Source organism: Paenalkalicoccus suaedae (assembly GCF_006965545.2).
GTDB classification, from domain to species: domain Bacteria; phylum Bacillota; class Bacilli; order Bacillales; family Salisediminibacteriaceae; genus Paenalkalicoccus; species Paenalkalicoccus suaedae.
Window position 1 is genome coordinate 3,447,745 of the sequence record NZ_CP041372.2, and the last position, 18,380, is coordinate 3,466,124.

General features: G+C 44.9%; 13 protein-coding genes. 3 read left to right on the top strand and 10 right to left on the bottom strand.

Annotated features, from left to right (window positions below; genetic code table 11):
• The first annotated feature begins 61 nt into the window (after positions 1 to 61).
• Complete coding sequence (locus FLK61_RS17660; protein ID WP_176010667.1) at positions 62 to 217, top strand: hypothetical protein; 156 nt, start codon at positions 62 to 64, stop codon at positions 215 to 217.
• Positions 218 to 726: 509 nt separating this feature from the next.
• Positions 727 to 2,760, top strand: coding sequence for a methyl-accepting chemotaxis protein (locus FLK61_RS17665; RefSeq protein WP_176010668.1), 2,034 nt, complete (start codon positions 727 to 729; stop codon positions 2,758 to 2,760).
• 64 nt (positions 2,761 to 2,824) lie between these two features.
• Here FLK61_RS17665 and FLK61_RS17670 read toward each other — a convergent pair whose 3' ends face one another.
• On the bottom strand, positions 2,825 to 3,343 hold the full coding sequence (locus tag FLK61_RS17670) for a GNAT family N-acetyltransferase (protein WP_176010669.1): 519 nt from the start codon (positions 3,341 to 3,343) through the stop codon (positions 2,825 to 2,827).
• A gap of 564 nt (positions 3,344 to 3,907) precedes the next feature.
• A complete protein-coding gene (locus FLK61_RS17675) occupies positions 3,908 to 6,220 on the bottom strand; it encodes a S8 family peptidase (protein ID WP_176010670.1) in 2,313 nt (770 codons plus the stop codon).
• A gap of 510 nt (positions 6,221 to 6,730) precedes the next feature.
• On the opposite strand from FLK61_RS17675, the gene FLK61_RS17680 reads away from it, so the two are divergent.
• A complete protein-coding gene (locus FLK61_RS17680) occupies positions 6,731 to 7,207 on the top strand; it encodes a GNAT family N-acetyltransferase (protein WP_176010671.1) in 477 nt (158 codons plus the stop codon).
• 38 nt (positions 7,208 to 7,245) lie between these two features.
• Here the strand turns inward: FLK61_RS17680 and FLK61_RS17685 are convergent, their stop codons facing one another.
• The 8 genes from FLK61_RS17685 to FLK61_RS17720 form a co-directional block, all read right to left on the bottom strand.
• Positions 7,246 to 9,276, bottom strand: a complete 2,031-nt coding sequence (locus FLK61_RS17685) for a flagellar assembly protein A (protein ID WP_176010672.1) — start codon at positions 9,274 to 9,276, stop codon at positions 7,246 to 7,248.
• Between the two features lie 319 nt (positions 9,277 to 9,595).
• A complete protein-coding gene (locus FLK61_RS17690; RefSeq protein WP_176010673.1) occupies positions 9,596 to 9,889 on the bottom strand; it encodes a hypothetical protein in 294 nt (97 codons plus the stop codon).
• 409 nt (positions 9,890 to 10,298) lie between these two features.
• The gene (locus tag FLK61_RS17695) at positions 10,299 to 11,216 is read right to left on the bottom strand and encodes a hypothetical protein (protein ID WP_176010674.1); all 918 of its coding nucleotides are present in this window, start codon (positions 11,214 to 11,216) and stop codon (positions 10,299 to 10,301) included.
• On the bottom strand, positions 11,213 to 11,740 hold the full coding sequence (locus FLK61_RS17700; protein WP_176010675.1) for an RNA polymerase sigma factor: 528 nt from the start codon (positions 11,738 to 11,740) through the stop codon (positions 11,213 to 11,215). Before FLK61_RS17700 ends, FLK61_RS17695 begins: the two co-directional genes overlap by 4 nt.
• A gap of 356 nt (positions 11,741 to 12,096) precedes the next feature.
• Positions 12,097 to 12,828, bottom strand: a complete 732-nt coding sequence (locus FLK61_RS17705) for a hypothetical protein (RefSeq protein WP_176010676.1) — start codon at positions 12,826 to 12,828, stop codon at positions 12,097 to 12,099.
• Between the two features lie 372 nt (positions 12,829 to 13,200).
• Positions 13,201 to 13,341, bottom strand: coding sequence for a hypothetical protein (locus tag FLK61_RS17710; RefSeq protein WP_176010677.1), 141 nt, complete (start codon positions 13,339 to 13,341; stop codon positions 13,201 to 13,203).
• A gap of 401 nt (positions 13,342 to 13,742) precedes the next feature.
• Positions 13,743 to 15,131, bottom strand: a complete 1,389-nt coding sequence (locus FLK61_RS17715) for an N-acetylmuramoyl-L-alanine amidase (RefSeq protein ID WP_176010678.1) — start codon at positions 15,129 to 15,131, stop codon at positions 13,743 to 13,745.
• A gap of 1,190 nt (positions 15,132 to 16,321) precedes the next feature.
• Positions 16,322 to 18,265 carry an ABC transporter ATP-binding protein/permease gene (locus FLK61_RS17720; RefSeq protein WP_176010679.1) on the bottom strand — a complete coding sequence of 648 codons (1,944 nt, stop codon included), beginning with the start codon at positions 18,263 to 18,265 and terminating at the stop codon, positions 16,322 to 16,324.
• Positions 18,266 to 18,380: the final 115 nt, after the last annotated feature.

Sequence of the window (18,380 nt, forward strand, 5' to 3'; positions counted from 1 at the left end):
CTAACTAAACAGGATCCCATATATCGAACGTATCTATTACATAGATTTGGAGGTAGATTAGATGTTTGGTCTTCTTCTCGTATTGATCGGTCTCTCTGCACTCTTTCATTTTGCTTTCGCAGATGCAGCGTGGCCGAATTACTTTACTTTGGGTGTATTTATTGTTGTGTTAGTTTTGTATGCCGTTTCTAAAAAAGGTAGAATGGCTAGGGGCTGAGTTGAGGTTCTTTAATTGATTAGGTAATCGTGTTTTATATGTGGTTATTCATTTTAATTAACTATTTTGTATCGAGTTTCTACCATAGTAAATGCGTGTGTACTAAACTTATGGGTTATCAATAGAATTGCTCGCTAGTGTATAAACAGAGGTAAAGCCAAAAGTGGAGAGGAGTTGTCTCCTGCCTTTTGGCTTTTTTCATTACTATGATGGGTTACTCCCTCTACTATTGAGATTCCCAGATCGAAACGTACAGGTTTACTATATTGACAGATTCAATCATCTATACGCGAGTTTTTTATTATATGTTCTTAAAGTACTTTCGATAAATTTAAAGAATTTTCAATAAAGTATTAATGTTTTGTCGAAATATATCGATAATATACATATAAAGACGGGTATTCTATTTGGTTTTTTCTAATTCATGGTTATAAAGTATTGTGTTCATTATTGATTTTCACCAGAAAGCCTAGGAAAGTTTTCATCCATTTGCATTAGGAGGGGTTACGATGTCGGCTCAAAAGAAGAAAAGTGGAATTCCACTTCGCCTACAATTACTGGTATGGTTTATGATTATTGCCCTTATTCCGATTTTATCCTTAAGTATCACGAGCAATGCTCAAATGCAGGCTACACAAGGATTTATTGCTGAAACAGAACTAGAACATCTTGGCGAGATTAGCGAAGCAAACGCAGATTTTATAGGGGCATGGCTCGATTCTAGGATGAATGACATGAGCTATATCGCCTCTTTGGAGGAGACCGCCGCTCTTGATTTTGACAGTATGAGTATGTATTTAGAAGCTTTAGCTGAAGAGCAGCCTATTTATGATACGATTTACGTTGTAGGTACAGATGGTTTAGGTATTGCCGGTGTAACTTATGAGAACGGAAACACAACTGTCTTATCCGAAACTGCGGCAAATGAATTTGATGTTGCTGATCGTGATTGGTTTCAACAAGCTAGTAGTGGCGAGCCTTCTTATTCCGAGCCACTTGTCTCACGGGCAACTGGAAATTTTGTTATCACTGTTGCCACGCCTGTGGTGGATGAATCAGGTGAGATTGTTGCAGTCGTTCGAGGCGCCGTTTTACTCGGTACGATTTTTGAACGTGTAGCCTCCTTAAACACAGAAGTGATAGAAGCTTATTTCCTTGATATGGAAGGCAGTCTCATTGATGAATTAGCCGAAGAGACACCTCCACTCGAAACCGAAGTAGCGCAGCGCGTGCAGGCTAATGAGAGTGGGACTACTGTTTATCAAAACGAAAATGGAACTACTGTCTTAGCAGGATTTGTTTATATTCCTCGCTTAGATTGGGGACTTGTTTTAGAGGTACCAGAGGACGTCGCTCTTGGAGAAGCAAACGACTTACAATCCTTTTATAGCATACTATTTTGGGGAATTGTGGTTGGAAGTATTATTCTCATCATTGTGCTAGCTACTTTTGTTGCCCGCTCTTTCACCAAACCAATAGGGTTAGCCTCCAGTGCGGTGGCTCGTGTTGCGGCTGGAGATTTGCGCTTCGAGTCTGATAATGGTAAGGAAGAGTCAAATAATGAAGTGAAGATGCTCCAATTTTCTGTTAGACAAATGTCTAACGCACTGTCGAGCTTGATCGCTGATGTCTTTGAAAAATCTCAGACTGTTGCCTCTACGTCGCAGGAATTAACGGCTAGTACAGTCGAAGTGACCACACAAGCAGACGATGTGACAGCATCCGTTCAAATTGTTCACGAGCGTGCAGAGGAACAAGCTGAGCAGGTTAAGGCGTCGAATGACGCAACGCTAAAGGTTGTTGCTGGTATGCAAAAGGCTGGCAAATCGATGGAGGAAATGAAGCGAGAGGTTAGCGATTCGAAGCAGCGCACAGAGCAGAGCGCGGAGTTAATGTCTCAGGCTGTTGAGAGAATGGAAGGCTTGCGAGAGCAGACGAATAAATCTGCTACGTCTATTAAAAGCCTTGATAATCATATGAAGGAGATCAGTGACATTGTGACCTTTATTACAGATATTGCGGAGCAGACGAACTTACTCTCGCTTAATGCATCCATTGAGGCTGCTCGTGCTGGGGAGCATGGTAAAAGCTTTGCCGTTGTTGCAAATGAGGTAAATAAGCTTGCGGATCGCACGAGTAAAGCCTCGAAACAGATTAGTTCCTTGATTCGAAAAACGCAAGAGCAAACAATGGAGTCTGTAGAAATGATTGAATCTAGCAACCACTTAGCTACAGATACAGCGACAATTGTACACGATGTCGGTGATGTCATTCGCACGGTTACGCAGGATATGACGGTTGTCCAAGAGCGTATGTCAGTTGTACAACACTCTATTCGCGACATGGAGTCAAATGTAGAGGTTGTGAAAGCCTCGAATGCTTCGATGGTGGCGTTGTCTGATGATACTGCTACTCAAGCTCAGTCAGTAGCGCATGCCTCCGAGAATCAAGCGGCGACCATGCAAGAAGTGGCAGCTGCTGCACAGGAGCTATCTAAGATGGCGGAGGAGCTTCAGGAGAAAGTCGAGCATTTTAGGTATTAAATTGGACTCGAATGGATTGGACAAGTAAACGAAGGGATCAACGAGGAAGTCTCGTTGATCCCTTTTAACGCTCTATTGTTTTGTTTGGAAGGTAGTTGATCATTAATTCTTCGTCGTAATACACGTCGTCTATTTTAAGTGCCTTCTCTTCTAAACCGTAGGTGGTGAATCCGTGGCGTTTGTAGAGTGCTTTTGCCGGCTCATTTGTTGCTGTGACGGATAGATGCAGGCTTTCAATTTGAGGAAGGGAGTTTGCTTTTACCATGATTTCTTTTACTAATTGATCCCCTACTCCCTTTTTTCGCGCGGTTGCATCGACGTACATGCCTACTATCGAGGCTCTGTGAGCTATCTTACGCTTGGGACTGAAAATCAATGTGACCATTCCTACGAGGTGATCGTTTTCGAAGGCACCTAGTGTGTAGGATGTTTGTTGTGTGAGCCTATGTTCGATTAATTCGTTTGAGTAGTCGACTTCTTCTTCGTAGCTTGAGGCAAAAGCTTCTGGTGCAGATTGTAGTGCTTCAAGTCTTAAAGATTGGTAGATTGTTGCGTCTTTCGCAGTAAGCTGTCTGATCTCCACGGGGAGCCTCCTTGGTTGGGACTGTGATTTTGTAGGCGTGTTTGATTTGAAAGTATGTCGCAAGTTTACACAAGTAACACGCAAAATGCTAGAAAAAGCGCGGAACGGACTTGGAACAGTTCGGAAGTTGATTAAAGTAATGCATAAAAAAGTAGTAAGGTGGAAATGCGGAGAAGTAATACGAAACCAAATAGAAGTAATGCACATTTTGGGAGAAGTAAGCCACAAAAATATAAACATCTCATACTTACCTTTCTCCATAAGAAAAACGAGGCAAAGAATCTTCGCCTCGTTTTTTGTGAGTACTTCCTATAAAAAGCCTAGCAATTGTACGATATAACCGTCACTGAAGGCGATCCGGAGCGTCGGTTGCGTACTACCAGTGGTAACACATTCGCGCAACGAAAATCCTTTCGACCGGCCATTGGTTTGGCCGGTCGAAATAGTTGAGTAAGCCACTACCGGTAGTTGCAACCGACGCGCAGGGGCGCCGAAGGTGCCGCACGTGACCTACAAAGTGAAAAAGAGCATCAACAGGTTTCTAATCGCGCAAAGAGCGCGCGATTACTGAAGCAATGTTCTCTGCAAGAACGCTGCGAATTCGGCTCTCGTTACAGCTTGGTCTGGACGGATCGTACCGTCCGGATAGCCTCCGATAATGTTAGCTGCGTTTAGTTGGTTAACGCTTCCTGTATAAAAGGCCTGTGGACGTAAGTCTGGATACGTACCTACTGGCTGAACTGCTGGGTATGAGTACGCGCGACTTAGGAAGACCGCGAGCTCTCCACGTGTAACAGGTGCGTTTGGTCGTACGGTGCCGTCACTATAGCCACTAATGATTCCGCGGCGTGCCGCTTCAGCGATGGTACCTCGTGCAAAGTGAGTAGCTGGTAGGTCACTGAACGTCGTCGTGGTCGTCCCTGCTCCCCAGTTTTGCTGTCTTGCTAGAATCGTTACTACCTCTGCTCGCGTGATCGCTTGCGTCGGTCTGATTGTATTATCCTGATAGCCACGGATCAAATTCTGCTGATTGAGCGGTCCTAAATATTGCAGATACCACGCATTTTCCGCCACATCACTATAACGCCCTAAAATCTCGGCGTACTGATCGGCTAGGCGAATGCGCAGATCTGTAGCGACGCGTGGCTCGGAGATATTGGTGGGCGAGCGTCTGGCGCGAATATCGTACGTGTAATCACCGTCGGCGTTGACGCGATCAACGAAGCGCGTGCCCATGCCCGTGTATATGATCTGACCGTTACGGCGTAAAATGTAGTCAACTTGCTGACTGCGTGGATCGTCCGTCCAGATTACCTCGATGACCGCTTCCTCTTTGGAGATCGTTGTGAGTGTCGCCGTCAATTGACTCGGTGCGAGCTCACGGTCCTCTAGCTGAACAGGGATCGTTTTCGTTACTGGTGCCGATGTGTTAGCGTTACGTTTTGTGCGAACCGCATACGTATAGTCGCCGTTTTGTCTGACTGTATCCTGGAAGCTTCGGTTACGTCCTTCATAAATAACCGTGCCATTACGTCGTACTTCGTAGAGAACGCTCTGCGTGCGATCGCGGTCCGTCCACGTAATGTTGACCGTTGCCTGCTGTGTCGTGCGCGCTGTCACTTCAGCGTCAACTGTAAGGACACCTTGAAGTGGTCCTTGTAGATTGGTCGGGAACTGGATGCGTCCGAAGCCTGTTGCTGAATTTGGCTGGGAAGTACCTAGTGGCGTTGCCCAGTCTCTTAGTTGCAGGCGAAGCTGTCTTGCTGTTTTGGTGGAATCCTGTTGCTTCATAATCGCAAGCATACCCGTTACATACGGCGTTGCCATCGATGTGCCGTCGCGTAATCGGTATGTGTTATTGCGGTCTGCGCTGTAAATACGTACGCCTGGTGCGGCAATCTCTACTTCTGGTCCGTACCCAGAAAAGTTTGCACGATTATCCTGCTGATCGGTTGCCGCTACTGCGATGACGTTACTGTATCGCGCCGGGAAATCGACCGTCGTCGTGCCTGCTGTCGTGCTTCCGAAGTTCCCTGCCGCAGCAACGAGTAGAATCCCTCGATCTGTCGCTGCTTGAGCAGCCTGCTCTAGGACAGAGCTCGTGCGCGGGCTACCGAGGCTGAGGTTGATAATATCGACGTTCTTCTCAATCGACCAGTTGATGGCGCGAACAAGTGTCGAGTGATTCCCCCCACCAGTCGAATCCATCGCCTTTGCGGCATAAATCTCAACGCCTGGCGCGACTCCGCGAACGCCGTTAGCTGCTGGATCCCCTGTCCCTGCGAGGATACCAGCTACGTGCGAGCCATGGCCGTTGTCATCATCATAGTTCGAGTTATTAGACAGAAAATTGTAGCCGTCTGTGACGGTTAGGTCGGGATGCGTCGTTGATACGCCTGTATCGATGATCGACACTTTGACGCCTTGACCAGTAAGTCCAACGTCACGAGGAATGTCAGCGCGAATCGTTGTGTGTCCATAAGTGCGTGTAGTTGTAGTGTGAGAGCTTGCGTTGTCGATTTCGACAGGGTGGTCCTCTTCGACCGCATTGATAGCTGGATGGCTTGCGATCAGGTCGGCGGTTGGTTGCGTGAGCTCTGCAATGACGATGCCAGTTGCATCGAGTTCATCGGTGATCGTGCCGCCGTAAGCGGTAATGACGTCCGTGCGAATATCTTCGGTGAAGCTGATGAGATGCGTTTCGGATGTGAGTAGTGTGGCATCCGTTGTTTGTGCTTGGGTTGACGCTTCTGTTGGCGCTTGTTGCAGATCGGAATCAAAGTCGGACTCTGCGAATGCTGTGAATCCCCCTGGTAGTACTAGTAGTAAAGCTAAGATAAGTGCAATACTTCGTGTAAAGATGGTAGTGTCCCTCATTTTGTCTTCACGCTCCCCCGTGGTGATAGTGGTAGTGGCTGGTTACTTCGGTGCGATTCGGTGCGGTGTGACGCTTTATTCTCATATGTATCATCAATAAAACGTACGATGTAGATTCCAAAAGGTTCCTTTTTATTGCTGTATACCTTTCATTCTAAAGGAATTCTAGGCAAAAAGGTATATGGAATCTGTAATTATGTGGAGAAAGTTTTTGGGGTGGAGGGGTGTGGGGTGATTAACTGGATTATGGGTTTGATTAACCGGAATGGCGCTTTAATTAACCGGAATCATTGCTCGATTAACCGGGATCTGGCTTCGGTTAACCGTTTACGCTACTACATTATCCGAAAATCGTGCTTGATTATCCGTTTTTCCCTACTGGTTATCCATTACCAGCCTCTATAACCCTCAGTGAACCAAATGCCGTGCTGTTACATGCCCGTTCCGCGTGGGTTTAGCAACTAATGTTTATGTTATAATAACCTAACTAATTCCAATTAGGAGGCCACTATGCAAAAGATACGCAATATCCAGCCTGCCGACTACCAAACCATTCACTCTGTTATGGATGCGTGGTGGGGTGGAAGGCAAATGAGCGACATGCTTCCGAAGCTTTTTTTCATTCATTTTACTGATACGAGCTTTATTATGGAGGAAAACGGTGAGATACAGGGGTTCTTATGTGGATTTATGTCTCAATTATATCCTGAGGAGGCGTACGTTCATTTTATCGGAGTGGACCCGAATGCCAGGCGCGGTCAAGTCGGCAAACAGCTCTATGAGCAGTTTTTTAAAACAGTTCAAGCAAAAGGGGCTACTGTTGTGCGAGCTGTTACCTCTCCTATTAATACAGCCTCTATCGCGTTTCATACACGAATAGGCTTTGAGGTCGAAAAGGGGGATGCGACGGATAACGGTGTGTCTGTCTTTACTGATTATGATGGCAAAGGACAATCTCGCGTCTTGTTTAAAAAGGCGGTCACTTAAAACAAACAACGCCGTTTGACGGCGTTGTTTGTCCGTGTCTATCGATATAAAACGAGCTCACCCTGCGTATTTAGCCTGGCTCGTATGTTTACTTCCTCTTTCACTATTTTAAACGTGTGCTTACCAACTATAATCACTACATCAGGATGACAGGTAGCGATCTCAATGACACCCTCATCGTCAGTTTGAACAATCGTTGGAACTCCTGCAGGAGAGCCTGCCTGTTCAAGCTCCACTCCTTTCTTGCCAATTAGGCGCCCCCCAATTGCTTTCCCATTAACCTTTATTTTACCTCCAGCCTCCACATTCGTATGAATAGAACCTTTGCCTAGAATTATCACGTCGCCTCTTGCGGTGATAGTACTATTCATTGCGTAATTAATTTTCACATGAGCAGAAGATTGAGACGGCACCGAGATATAATCTAGCAGTGCCGCGGCTTCCTGATGAAGCTCTTCCATTTCTTGAATCGTCTGAAATCCTTTTGAATGAAATTTAAGAAGACCCATTTCAATTTGGTTCGCAAATGTTTTCCACCTTTTGTCTATTTTATGTTCTAGAGAATAGATGGTTCCTACAAGCTTGGCAGATGAATGAAGTAATTTTTTGTTAGATGATTCTAATAGCAACTTGATCACAGGATTTAAACTTCCGTGTTGCTTCATAATTTCAATAAACTTTTGATTTTTAGCCAATTGCTTGATCGATTGAAGGCATAGCACATAATGATCAACAAAAGGTTGTAGTTGCTTGTTTAATTCAGCATAAGAGGAATTATCCTTACCTGCCACAAGAGAGCCTCTGATTACATTCCCGTTGATGGTAATATCGCTTTTTGCTTGTATGATTCCTTGCATCACATGACGATAAATGGCAACTTGTCCTTCTGCATGGACGAGCATATCCTCGTTAATGCTTCCTAACACTTCTACATCTCCAATAAAATGAATATTTCCGCTAGAGACCTCCACATCACCTCGGTGCGTCAGCTTTGGCATGATTGATATCTTAACCGTTCTTCCGAGTCTTTCGATGTGAGGTCTACCACTTTGTGTCGTAACTACCTTTTGTTCTTGATCCACAAATTCGACGCCGTTACCTGGCTTTACGATGACGGGATGACCATCGCTAGCTTTTAAGACATCTCCATAAAGACTGCGCCCGTCCTCTCCTTTTGTCGGTTCAACAACCGTACCTAATACTTCTCCTTCTTTTAGAGATGGGATATATGAGGACTCTCTAAAATCAGCCGTCCCGTCTGTATTTTCTAAGAAAGGTAGAGAGCGCTCAGACATATCAATTAAAAACGTGACGTCCCCGTCCTTACCATGCTTAGGTTGCTCTCCCTCTGCAATAACAATCGTGAGAGATAAAGTCGCTGCGCAGGCCTGTTTAATGGCATCGTGATTTATTCCATGTACAATTCCCATCAAGTCTAACTGTTTACATACATCGTTCTCTGAAAGCTGATTATTTACTTGTTCGTTCTGATGAATGGATAGGTTAAGCGTGTGAGTTGGTAACTCATCTTTAAGACTTGGTATATAATACTTACCTGGGTTAACACGGAGGGAGACTTGTTGCTTTGCCTCATCTAAACGAACGCTCCAGGTCGTTTCAACGGCAGTTGGTGAGAGATCAAACGTAATCCTGTCTCCTTCTGTTAAAGCTGTTCTCCCTTTTACTTGCTTGTCATTTTTATAAACAGTGATCTCATCTGGAACGACGAGAATTGGTTTAACGGTAGGCGATGCTTGGAACTGGATGTGTCCGTCTTTTATCCACACCCTACCTGTTAAATGAGTGTGAGTTTCTCGTTTAATAGGATCGACTTCTCCCGAGCCAACTCCAACCTTATCTAAAATCCAATCCTCCCAATTATCCCGTTGCTTTTTTGTTATTTTAACCTTTGCCTTTTGCTTTTTAACTCCCCAATATTTAGTCGATTCATTTTGAATAACAACAATATCAGCTTCACTTTGATTAATGTCAAGCTCTGCTAAGCCGAGTTGAATAGCTTGAGCGACTGTGTCACCTTCGAATATATCTAAACGTGTTTTAGTAGCCATTTTATCCCCCTCCTTTTACATCTCCTAAAATACTTTACGATAATGTGAGACGGTTAATGGTACATTCATGTATATAGAATTATGCAACTGAATAATAGTAGTCATGAAATTAATAATCTTATTTAGATGCTCACCTTCATCTTACTTCTTCAGCATGTATCCTGTCTAGATAGATAGTACTATTTTTCAGAATATTGAGCTAATTATTATTAGGTTTATTTAACTGGGAATTTTATTGATAATAAACAGGATCATGATGCAAAAAAAAAAAGAGCTACCTTGATTTAAAAAAGGCTCTCGTTTTTCTCGAAGATAAGGGTTAAGCATTCTCATGATTTGTTGTCTGCTTATCCGCATTTGTAATACGTTTGAAGAAGAGAAGGAATAGTGCCACTAAGCCAGCGATAAGAGTTACCAGGCCGACGCTGAAAAAGGCATTCGTATATTTACCAACCGCGATCTCATAAATAGACATGTCTATAGAGCTGTATGGACTAAGGATCACGTAGTCCGCTAGCATAATTCCATAATAGACACTAGAGAATAGTAAAATGATGCCTATTAATGATGTCAAAACACTGAGAAAAGCGTAAAACTTAGTGTTATTATCCACTGTGGGAGCCCCCTACAAAGAGTTATTTGACTTTAGTATAGTCGCTAGAGAAGGAAAAAGATAGAAATATTTAGGTTGTTATTAGGGGGAGTGATTGGGATAGTAATAGCGTAAACGTACTTTCATTAGAAATATCATACGTGTATTGAAGTACTTATAAAACAAGGTAACCAAGTGCCAGCTGTCTCCGCGTAACACTTATATTTAATGGGAGGTATAGGTTTGAGGTAGAGTTTTGTTTCTCGTTCTGGTTTTATGCTCCCTATTTGAGAGTTATGTGCCGCATTTTGGAGTTATGGACTTCGCTACTCCGATAGACAGAACTTTCGCCTAGTGTGACACCCTAGTTAAACAAAAAACGCGAAGAGTCCTCCTCTCTTCGCGTTTTAGATGGTACTTAATAGATAAGTTAATCCTCTTGTCCTTCCAATCCTTCTCCCGTATCCGTCCATATCCATTCATCAAAGATGACGTCTCTTACTGATGCCCATCCTTCGGCAGCTTCCTGAGTAAATGTACCGTTAATCATAAAATAGTTGTCTTCATGCTTGCCGAAATACGTTTCTGAACCTAAATTATCCTCATCTGACGCTGCAACTTGAAGCTCCTCTATCCAAGCCGCAGCGTTCGCTAAGTAATCATCGCCTAAATAGGTCATCTGAATATCGCCTTCCCATTGTGCAAACTGCTCGCCATGGTTACTTAAGATCTCGTCTGTTAAAGGCTCCTCTACGTAGGTTATGGTTGCTCGAATCAGCACACCATCCATCTCACGCAAAAACGTTCCGACAGTCGCAGCCTCTTCCTCTATATATTCAAATTCTCCCTCAAACCCCTCCGGCACATACGTAATGAATGGCGCCATTTCGGAGCTGACCAACTGATACGTATCCGTCTGCTCCATGCCTTCTTGCATCGTCACGATTTCCTTCGTCTCTGGCGCGTCGATTTCGACCGCGGGCTCCGTATCCTCCACTTCTGGCTCGTTGGCATCGTCAATTCCTTCATTATCAACGACTTCATTCTCTACCCCGTTATCCTCCATCGCCTCATTCTCCACGTCTACATTATTTTCACCCGGCTCATTATCTCCAGGCACTGGCGTCGTGTCGCCGCCGAGCTCGCTCAAGACGAGGATGCCGCCGATCGACGCTGCGACGAGGGTGCCCGCGACGCCTGCGGCAATCTTTTTGCCGCCCTTCTGACCGCTGCCGTGCTTACGCGCCTCGCTGATGCCAGCCATCGCCCGCTCCAAGCTCCTGTCGTGCGCACGTTTTGGCACGCGAATCTGCATGTTTTTGAGCTCCTTCTCGATCTTTTTCGTCATGCCTCTCCCACCTTTCTAGCCAAAATCTCCGCAAGCTTCTTACTCGCCCTCGACTGCATCGCCTTGACAGAAAATACGGTCCGACGCATCACCTTTGCGGTCTCCATTAACGAGCAGCCATGGATAAAACGGAGTGACAGCACGGTACGATGATCCTCGCTTAACAGTTTCATTGCTTCTTTTAGATCGTCATCTCCCGCTAACACTTCCTCTTCAGCTGACTGGGCATATGCGGTTGTTTTTGCTTCTATTTCATCTGTTGCAACGGTTTTATCTCGCGCCTTTTTACGTAAGTAGTCGGTTGTTACGTTACGACTAATGGTAAACAGCCACGTTTTAAATGAGGACTTACCTTTAAACTGGTGCAGGCTTCGCGCCATTTTCCAAAAGACGTCCTGTAGAATCTCCTCTGCATCATGATGGTTGTGGACCTGCATGTACGCGTAGCTGTAGATGTGCTGCACGTAGCGTCCGTGTAGCTCGCGGAGTGCGTCGTCGTCGCCATCAAGTGCGAGTTTAACCAATTGTTCATCCTCCATCATCGTCACCTCACTTTTCATTCACTTTATTAGACGCTTAGGATTTGGAAAGGAGTCGTTGTTTTTTTAAGGTTAAGTTCAAGGATAAGGTCAAGTGCGGGCGCCATTACTTCCATTCTGGAGGTCAAGTGCGAGCACCTCCGGCGCCCCTGCGCTCTGGGAGTGTCTTTCCTGAGGCGCTACTTCAACTATTTCGCCCGGCCATAGGCCGTGCGAAAGGATTTTCAGATACGCGAGTTCCCCTCTAGGAGACCACTCCCGCCGCTCCGGAGCGCCTTCAGTGACGGGTATAGAATGAATAAAACAGAGAAGCGTTTGTTGACTTCTCTGTTTACGTATTGCTATAAGGGTCGCAACTTTTCTCCCGTATCGGTCCAGATCCATTCGTTGACTAGTGAATTTCGCTCTCTATTTCCCCATTCTTCCGAGCCCATTGATGGAAATGAACCATGGATAACGACATGATTATCTTTGTGAGAGCTAATATACGTGGAAGATGACCACCCATCTTCTGACCAAGTCCAAATATGGTAGTCGGTCCAGTCATCTTCATTTAACTCCGAAACGTTGACTTCTCCTCCGACATTATTCTTACGTATCTCTTCATGGTAAGTGTGAAAGACTTCCTCCGTAAGTGGCTCTTCTACGTACGTGAGTGTAACCTCTCTATAGAAGTCACTTTCATTCGTTGAGAACGCTCCAATCGTGATTCCCTCTTCTTCATCATAGGTGAATTCCCCTTCATACTCTTCTGGTAGATAAGTAATGAATGGAGCCGTTTCAGGAGCGAGACGTTTAAACGTGTACATAATAGGCACCCCATCTCTTAGCGCCTCAATTTCTTGAAAAGGTGGTGCATCGTGAGCTTCTTCTAAGTTCATAGCGTTCTCGGAGTTATCATCTACTAACTCGTTTTCAACTACCAGTAAATTCTCCTCTATATAGGTTTCTTCTGCTACCTCGCTTGTGGAATCAAACTCTTTTTCAACTGCTAATCCAGCTAGCAACGCTATTGTAACTACACCTACTCCGATCACGACCTTATTTCTATTATTTGTTTTATGATGTAGCATGTATTGTCCCCCTTTAACCTATCACCTACTTAGACGTTATTACTGGGCATGAGATACATGTTTTTAGAAAGTATATGGAAATTCGAGAAGTCTGCCTTAAAAGAAGTAGTGCGTAAATAGTGTGAAGTAACACGTAAATTGCTCAAATTAACGTGGAACGAGCTAGAAACAGCATGAAAACTAGTAAAAGTAAGTCGCAAAAAAGAATTAATGCAGAAGTGTGGAGAAACAAAGCGAAAAGTAGAAGAAGTTGAACGGAAAGAAATAGAAGTAACACGCATTAGTAGAGAAGTAATGCGTAATGTACGAAAACCAAGTCCCAACTTAAATGAAGCTACAGTAGATGAAAAAAACCTCCCTAAAAAGGAAGGTTTAGTATGGCTTAAATGTGCCAGCTAATCGTTTTTTGTATCGTTCTAGTTTTGTAATTTTACGAATCGTAATGACAGAAAGAATCGCTGTTATAACGAGCATCCATTCGTGAGCTTCTCCACGGTTATCTATGATATTCATTCGTATAAACCCTCCTAGTTACTCCCATTTTAACATGTTTTGGCGATAGTTGCTGGAGGGTTTGGTTATTTGTCAAAAGGTTTATTAATGGCTGGCTTTTGATTCGCTTAGTTTTTTTCTTCTATAGTAATGATATTGACCTTTCATTGGTGCTTGAGAGCAAGAGTATGAAGTGCCGGCTGCCTCTATGTGACACTTTTTATTTGTGGGTGTGTATGAGCAGCTAACTTATGAGTTTTACTTGGAGGTTATGTTCCTAATACTGGAGTTATGTTCCCTGTTTGAAAGTTATGTTCCACATTTTAGTTTTATGTGCCTTATTGAGGATTTATGGACTTCCCACTCCGGTCTATAACGATGAAGAAAGCACCCTCGCGATTTGCGAGGGTGCTTTGGCTTACTTATCTTCTGTAGTAATTTACGATACCTTGGTACAGCGCTTCGGCTGAAGCTTCGCGGAATGCGGAAGTCTTCATACGCTCTGCTTCTGCTGGATTTGTCATAAATCCAAGTTCCACTAATGCAGAAGGAATACGCGTGTTACGGATAACGTAGAAGCCTTGCGTTTTTACGCCACGATTGACCGTATTAAGCTTATCAAGCATTTCTACTTGAAGCTCCTGCGCTAGGCGACGGCTGTCCGCTGCACGGTAAGTCGTATCATAAAATGTTTCTGATCCACGAGCAGACGTCGATGCCGCTGCATTTGCATGGACACTGATAAAGATGTCTGCGTTTGAGTTGTTTGCCATACGTACACGATCCTGTAGGGATGGGAATACGTCTGTTGTACGAGTCATGAGTACTGTCGCACCAGCGTTTTGTAACTTACGCATTGTGCGCAGGCTGACATCAAGATTGATCTCTTTTTCCTGTAAACCATTTGCAACAGCACCTGGATCGGAGCCGCCATGGCCTGGATCAAGCATAATTACACGACCAGCTAGCGAGCCTGAGCCCGGTGGATATGTAACCGACAAATAGCTTGTAGAGACGTAGCCTCGGATATTATCGTTCGAAACGAGGGCCCAAGTGCCTACGAACTCGTGAATGTTTACTTCCGTCCCTCTTGTGATTGCACCTAGAGGAGCGTGCGATGTAGATGGATCTGGTCGAACATTTAACGTGTCTGAATTAATAACTGTTCCTTTTGCAATGGATCCAGATAGTCCTACAGAAGCAACCTCTGGACGGTATTCTGGATAAAGTGTACGAGCCATCATAAGAGAGAACTCTAGACGGTTGATTGTACGAGTTGGTCCGAATGTTCCGTCTGGGTAACCGCCAGTAATAGCGCTGTCACCTAAAATGCGGATGCTTTGATAGTAGTAATGTGATGGTGGTACGTCAGTAAAGAATGAGCTACGAACACTTTCGTAGTTAAACGTACGTCCTAAAATGGCCGCCATTTCCTGGCGAGATAGTGTACGGTTTGGTTGGAACGTTCCGTCAGAATAACCTCCGATAAGGTTACGTTCAGCCATTGCCGCAATTTGTGGTCCTGCCCAATGTGTCGATGGGACGTCAGAGAAGGAGTTTCCACCTGCTCGTCCTTCGATTCCTAGTGCGCGAGCAATCATGACTGCTGCTTCTGCGCGTGTTACGTTTTGCTGTGGTCCAAATTGATTTGGCGCAACGCCTCTCACGATTCCGTCTTCTGCGAGCCTTAGGACTTCTACTTGATTCGCATCACTGAAGCGAGACGCTTCGGCAGACTGCGGAGCAAAGCTAAGTCCAACGAGTGAAAACAGCATGGTGAGAGCCACCATTAATAATGTAAGTTTTCGCATAGTACCCTCCGTCTTCATGTAATTGCTTCTTCGTTGTTAAACGAAAAAAGTCAGCGCACCATGGAATAGCGCTTTGCAATTATGCTACGGAGGCTTGTGCTAAGTAGCTTTGAATGGTAAACATTAGTAGTGGTTCACGATAGAGGATAACGTGACGTCTTGATTGCTAGCTTTAGTGAGTGCTACGATGCTGCGGTCCGGTGCGTTTGTCGTCAAACTGCAGGTTATTGGGCAATACGCGGTCCGGGCTGCATTCAGGTGTGTGTATCGGCGAGCGGTCACTGCTATCTCTCGATCATGAGTGGCCGAGCGTCAGTGTACGTGTGAAGGACGATCTCTGTTGATCGACTCATCGTACTTGCTGCGGTGGTCCGGTCTTTTGTATGTATAGGGGCAATTTGGGCATTTCAAAGAGGATATATCTTAGATGTGTGTGCGAATCATATCCGCTACCCGCGCCGTCCCCACGGTACAAGTGACAAAATCCGGACGGTGCCGCCTTTTGACGCGCAACAGTTGACCGTCCTTTGTTGAAAAAATTAGACGCTCTTAATGAGCTATAACCTAATTTATATGTGTGTAAACCTTGTGCTCTGTTCCATACAATTACATTGCTTTCCATGATGCATCGTCAGTTTACCATAATTATCGAAACTTTCTTATGCTACGTTCGACATGTTTTTTGTAACACAATGGAAATATTAGGTGCGACTGCGGTCGCTGTGAGGCAATTTGTCGCATGGTTTACGGTGCTTTTTGAAGTGTCGTGCTTGTTTTTGGAGCTGGCATCGTATTTTGCAGATTGTGACACTTTGTTGAACGTGCGGCGAGATTTTTGTTGATTGTTGGTCAGGTTATGGTGGGGGGTTTTGTTTGGGTGCGTGTTACTACTGGGTTGCTATCTTCTTTTTTTGTGGCTTACTTCTACTGTAATGCGCGTTACTTCTATTTGCTTTCGTGTTATTTCGCTTTCATTTGCACGTTACTTCCCCATATTTCTACGTTACTTCTTTTTTATACCTTACTTTAACCAACTTCCGTGCTGTTTCCCGACTGTTCCGCGTTCGTTCTGGAAACTTCCGCCTTACTTCTCTCAATTTGCGCACTACTTCTTTCCGGGCTTACTTCTCCCATTTCTACTTTCCCCATACAAAAGAGGACCACTAAAAGTGGCCCCCTCTCCCCTGTTTTTATTCATACCTCAACGATTCGATTGGATCGAGCTTGGATGCTTTTGCTGCTGGCATCATGGCAGCGATGATACTGATGATGATGCTAACTACGATTCCGATTACGGCATAGCCGAGGTTCATGCTGATCAAACTTGCTTCAAATGTTTGCTCCATGACGTTGTTGCCTAAAATAGAGACAATGTAGGCTCCGACAACCCCGATAATTCCGCTGATCGTCCCGAGTATCGCCGCTTCGGCAAAGAAGATTCGTTTAATATCTTTTCTCCTCGCGCCGATAGCTCGTAAAATCCCGATCTCTTTTGTGCGCTCGACGACGCTGATGTATAGCACAACGATGATCATGATGGCTGATACGATGAGGGATATCGCTGCAATACCAGCAAGTAGCATCGTCGCCATCTGCAAGTACATGGTCACCTGCGACAGGATATTGCCAACGCCAGTGCCTGTAAAGCCCTCCGATTCTAATGCTTCGGTTACCGCATCCACGTTCGCTACATCATCGACCTCGATATTTAGCTGCGTCGGCAGAAGTGTGGCCTCATCCCCAAATAACGCCTCCACATCCGCGTATGTTGCGTAGGCCGTGTCTTGATTCAAGCGCGCTTCACTCAGGCCAGAAACAACGAATTCCGCTTCTAACACTTGAGGACGATTTTGATCATCTGTTGTATTTAAATAGAAGAATACCGTTTCCCCAATTAAATCTGTTGAGTCCTCAACAAGCTTTTGAGCAACCCCTTCAGATACGAGGAGTTCATCGTCTGCGGGCAGTGCTCCTGCTACTAGCTGATCCTCTGATGTTGTCTCACTTACTGTTTCAAACGATACGATATCAACGGTAGTCTCATCTAAATTGACACTCGTTGATAGCATCGCTGTGTACACATCTTCAACCGCAACGACATGATCTAAGTTCTGCGCAATCTCTCGTTGTTCCTCTGAAATGGCGACAGTTTCAGGTAAAGGATTAGGAACAAATGATTCCGCTGCATCAGACGAATCTGAGGACGCGCTCGTCACCTGGATCGTTGTCGGATTTAAGCTCTCATTAATTTGGTCGTTTATATAATCCGTTACACCCGAGCCAATTGCGAGCATCAAGATAACGCTCAAAATTCCGATTGCCCCTCCAAAACTCACGAGCAGATTACGCTTTATATTAATACGCACGTTGTTTGCCGCCATTTTGAGTGCAGTCAATGGGTTTAAGCTTTTTGATGCAACCTGCGTCGTCTCACTCGTATGCTCATACGCCACCTGTTTCTGAGTGACGTCAATTACTCTCCCATCCGCCATTGTAATGACACGCGTACTCCGCGCTGCCACTTTCTCGGAATGCGTCACCGTAATAACAAGCTTCCCACGCTTTGCAATCGACTCTAACAGATCCATAATTTGCTCGGAATTTTCTTGATCTAAAGCACCTGTCGGCTCATCGGCTAAGATAATATCCGGATCGTTAGAAAGTGCACGAGCAATGGCCACACGTTGCTTTTGCCCGCCCGACAGCTGATTCGGTCGCTTATGCAGGTGGTCGCCTAAACCTATGTCGGTCAAGATGTCCGTTGCCCTGCGAGTCCTCTCCTCTCTCGTTAATTTCGTCATTTCCATCGTCACTAACACATTGTCTAGCACAGTTAAGTGGCTTATGAGATTAAAACTCTGAAAGATAAAGCCGATGCGCGCCTTCCGATAATCGTCTAACTGCGATTCACTCATCGTACTCAGCGACTCGCCATCCACGCTCACATCACCTTGATAGTCGCGATCCATCCCACCAAGAATATTCATGAGTGTCGACTTCCCACTTCCAGATTCCCCGAGAATCGATACAAGTTCTCCCTTTTCAAAGGACGCATCAATTCCGTGCAATACCTGCACCTGCCCCCTCCCTAACTTAAACGATTTTTTAACCTGATTGACTTTAATAAATGACATACATCATCACTCCCACTTTTGATGTTTGGACAGAAAATATATTAGTTAGACAAACTAACTATAAAGGGTTGGTTTATGTTAGTTCGGCAAACTAACTACATGATAACCTACAAGC

Bases quoted from the DNA above. Each gene is read 5' to 3' on its own strand.
- FLK61_RS17660 (WP_176010667.1), top strand. From the start codon at position 62: ATGTTTGGTCTTCTTCTCGTATTGATCGGTCTCTCTGCACTCTTTCAT.
- FLK61_RS17665 (WP_176010668.1), top strand. From the start codon at position 727: ATGTCGGCTCAAAAGAAGAAAAGTGGAATTCCACTTCGCCTACAATTA.
- FLK61_RS17675 (WP_176010670.1), bottom strand. From the start codon at position 6,220: ATGAGGGACACTACCATCTTTACACGAAGTATTGCACTTATCTTAGCT.
- FLK61_RS17680 (WP_176010671.1), top strand. From the start codon at position 6,731: ATGCAAAAGATACGCAATATCCAGCCTGCCGACTACCAAACCATTCAC.
- FLK61_RS17685 (WP_176010672.1), bottom strand. From the start codon at position 9,276: ATGGCTACTAAAACACGTTTAGATATATTCGAAGGTGACACAGTCGCT.
- FLK61_RS17695 (WP_176010674.1), bottom strand. From the start codon at position 11,216: ATGACGAAAAAGATCGAGAAGGAGCTCAAAAACATGCAGATTCGCGTG.
- FLK61_RS17705 (WP_176010676.1), bottom strand. From the start codon at position 12,828: ATGCTACATCATAAAACAAATAATAGAAATAAGGTCGTGATCGGAGTA.
- FLK61_RS17710 (WP_176010677.1), bottom strand. From the start codon at position 13,341: ATGAATATCATAGATAACCGTGGAGAAGCTCACGAATGGATGCTCGTT.
- FLK61_RS17715 (WP_176010678.1), bottom strand. From the start codon at position 15,131: ATGCGAAAACTTACATTATTAATGGTGGCTCTCACCATGCTGTTTTCA.
- FLK61_RS17720 (WP_176010679.1), bottom strand. From the start codon at position 18,265: ATGTCATTTATTAAAGTCAATCAGGTTAAAAAATCGTTTAAGTTAGGG.